Genomic DNA, 2,823 nt, shown 5'->3' with positions numbered 1-2,823 from the left:
GCTGGTCGCGCAGTTCCTCCCCCAGCCTTCGGCCGGGGGTACCCCCAGCGCCCCTAAAGGGGCGATTCGGTGCCGTAGTCGTAGACCGTGACCTGGATTCCCCGGGTCAGCAGGCGTTCGTTTATCAGGGGCTCGATTCTGGACCATGTGCCGCCTGCCAGGCCGCAGCCTATGCGGGGCATGTGGACCGACGCGCCGAGTTCGAGGGTTCGGTCGGCCAGGGTGGCCAGCGCCGTGTCGATCGCCTCGTAGCGGACCGGGACGCCCTTGCTGCCCGTTCTGGTGCCACGCTGGCCGATCATGTTGGCCACCCATGTGAAGCGGTCGGCGCGCACCAACTGGACCGCGCCCAGGGCGAAGTCGTTGTGCGCGCGGTCGCGGTGCCAGGCCCGGTACGCCTTCTCCGGCTCCGGCCAGCGGCGCGAGACCGCCAGGACGAAACCCTTCCCCCAGCCCCCCAGGTCGTTGCAGACGTGGGCGATCACCTTGACGCCCTTGCCCGACGGCGTGGTGGCGTCACCCCGGACGTATGTGATCTCCGACATGACGTCACCCTAGGCGATGCCACTGACAGCGGCGCTGACCTGCTATTTCTGCTCGGTCGTCGCGGTGACCCGGCGGCGGACGCCGAACCAGCCCGCCACCAGGAGGGCCGCGATCACCGGGATGAGCAGGAGGGTCTTGCGGCCGACCGCCGGGTCGTTCCACATCATGCCGAGGCAGAGCAGCAGGAAGGCGACCGTGGCCAGCTCGGTGCCCGGGCTGAAGCGGAGGCGGAACGACGGGCGCTCGACCAGGCCCGCCTTCGCCCGGCGGACGAAGACCAGGTGGCAGAGCATGATGATCACCCAGGTGCTGATGATCCCGAGGGAGGCGATGTTCAGCACGATCTCGAAGGCCTGGCTGGGCACCAGGTAGTTCAGGCCGACGCCGAGCACGCAGACCGCGCAGGTCAGCAGGATGCCGCCGTAGGGGACCTGGCTGCGGTTCATACGGGCGGTGAACTTCGGGGCGGAGCCCGCGACCGCCATGGAGCGCAGGATGCGGCCCGTGGAGTACAGGCCGGAGTTGAGGGAGGACATGGCGGCGGTCAGGACCACCAGGTTCATCACATCGCCCGCGCCGGAGACGCCGATCTTGGAGAGGACCGTGACGAAGGGGCTCTCGTCGGCCGAGTAGACCGAACCGGGGAGCAGCAGGGCGAGGAGAACGACCGAACCGACGTAGAAGAGACCGACCCGCCACATGATGGAGTTCACCGCGCGCGGGACGACCTTCTCCGGTTCGGCGGTCTCGCCGGCCGCGACGCCGACGAGTTCCAGGGCCGCGTACGCGAAGATCACGCCCTGCATGACCAGGACGACCGGCATCAGGCCGTGCGGGAAGATCCCGCCGTGGTCGGTGATGACACTCAGGCCCGGCGACGTGCCGTCGACCTTGTGCCGGGTGGCGAGCAGGAAGATGCCGATCAGCATGAAGCCGACCAGGGTGGCGACCTTGATGATCGCGAACCAGAACTCCATCTCGCCGAAGATCTTCACGGAGATCAGGTTCACCGCGAGCACCACGGCCAGGGCGATCAGCGCGAGCGTCCACTGCGGGATGCTCGTGAACATGCTCCAGTAGTGCGTGTAGAGCGCGATCGCGGTGATGTCGGCGATGCCGGTCGTCGACCAGTTGAGGAAGTACATCCAGCCGGCGACGTAGGCGCCCTTCTCACCGAGGAACTCGCGCGCGTACGACACGAAGGATCCGGAGGAGGGGCGGTACAGGACCAGCTCGCCGAGGGCCCGGACCACGAAGAAGGCGAAGATGCCGCAGACCAGGTAGGCGAGGGCGAGTGCCGGGCCGGCGCTGTGCAGGCGTCCGCCGGCGCCCAGGAAGAGGCCGGTGCCGATCGCACCGCCGATGGCGATCATGTTGACGTGGCGGTGCTTGAGGTCCTTGCTGTAGCCGGCGTCGCCCGCGTCCGCGGGCGTCCGTGCCCCGTCGGTCCGGGTGGCGACGGCCTGTGCCGTGTCGACGGCGTCCTTGCTCACAGGTGGATCCACTCTCTGGTGCGCCCGAGCGGATCGCGCTCAGGTGTCCGGACGTACTCGGTCGGCGCGCTCGGTGGGGGCACAGACCAAGGCGCAACCTTCCCCCGGACACCGGGGCACATGCGATGACGCGGATCACAGAGCGGGACTTCTCACGGTGTCGCAGTGCCGGTGTGACAGCGATACTGCTGCACATGACGACCGACACCGGCAGCGCGTCCGGGGAGCCTGCGCTCACGATCGACGAGCTGGCCGCGCGGGCCGGCACCACGGTCCGCACGGTCCGGTTCTACGGCACCAGGGGTCTGCTCCCGCCGCCGGTGATCGGTGCGCGACGGGTGGGGCACTACGGGCGGGAGCACCTGGCCAGGCTGGCGCTGATCGAGGAGTTGCAGCACCAGGGCATGACGCTGGCGGCGATCGAGCGCTATCTGCGGCAGCTGCCGCCGGGCCTGAGCGATCACGACCTTGCCATCCACCGGGCCGCGGTCGCCTCCTGGGCCCCGGACGCCGAGGAGACGGTGACCGCCGAGGAACTGCGGCGCCGGGCCGGCCGCCCGCTGGACGGGCCGGACGTCGAGCGGCTCGTCGCCATGGACGTCGTACGGCCCGACGGCGACGCCTACCGCGTCGACCCCGGTCTGTTCCGGCTGGCCGTGCGGCTTCTCGACGTGCCGCTGTCCGAGAAGGCGATCCTGGCCGCGCGCACGGTCCTGATCGAGCACTCGCGGGCCGCGGCCCACGAGCTGTCCCAGCTGTTGCGGGCGGAGGTCGCGGAGCGGGC

Annotated in this window: 3 protein-coding genes; 1 reads left to right on the top strand and 2 read right to left on the bottom strand. The window is 69.7% G+C overall.

Translation table 11 applies throughout. The annotated features are described in order from the left end of the window. Window positions 1–53: 53 nt before the first annotated feature. Both ABZ646_RS44225 and ABZ646_RS44220 read right to left on the bottom strand, forming a co-directional pair. Window positions 54–545 carry a macro domain-containing protein gene (locus tag ABZ646_RS44225; RefSeq protein ID WP_360532772.1) on the bottom strand — a complete coding sequence of 164 codons (492 nt, stop codon included), beginning with the start codon at window positions 543–545 and terminating at the stop codon, window positions 54–56. Window positions 546–587: 42 nt separating this feature from the next. Further along, a complete protein-coding gene (locus ABZ646_RS44220) occupies window positions 588–2,039 on the bottom strand; it encodes an amino acid permease (protein WP_360532769.1) in 1,452 nt (483 codons plus the stop codon). 194 nt (window positions 2,040–2,233) lie between these two features. On the opposite strand from ABZ646_RS44220, the gene ABZ646_RS44215 reads away from it, so the two are divergent. After that, a partial coding sequence (locus ABZ646_RS44215) for a MerR family transcriptional regulator (RefSeq protein WP_360532766.1) occupies window positions 2,234–2,823 on the top strand: 590 nt, incomplete at its 3' end.

The organism is Streptomyces sp. NPDC007162 (assembly GCF_040634175.1).
Taxonomy (GTDB): Bacteria; Actinomycetota; Actinomycetes; order Streptomycetales; family Streptomycetaceae; genus Streptomyces.
The sequence above is the reverse complement of the archived record's forward strand: the minus strand, read 5'-3'. Positions and strand labels throughout refer to the sequence as shown.

Coding starts and splice junctions, on each gene's coding strand:
- ABZ646_RS44225 (WP_360532772.1), bottom strand. CDS start 545: ATGTCGGAGATCACATACGTCCGGGGTGACGCCACCACGCCGTCGGGC.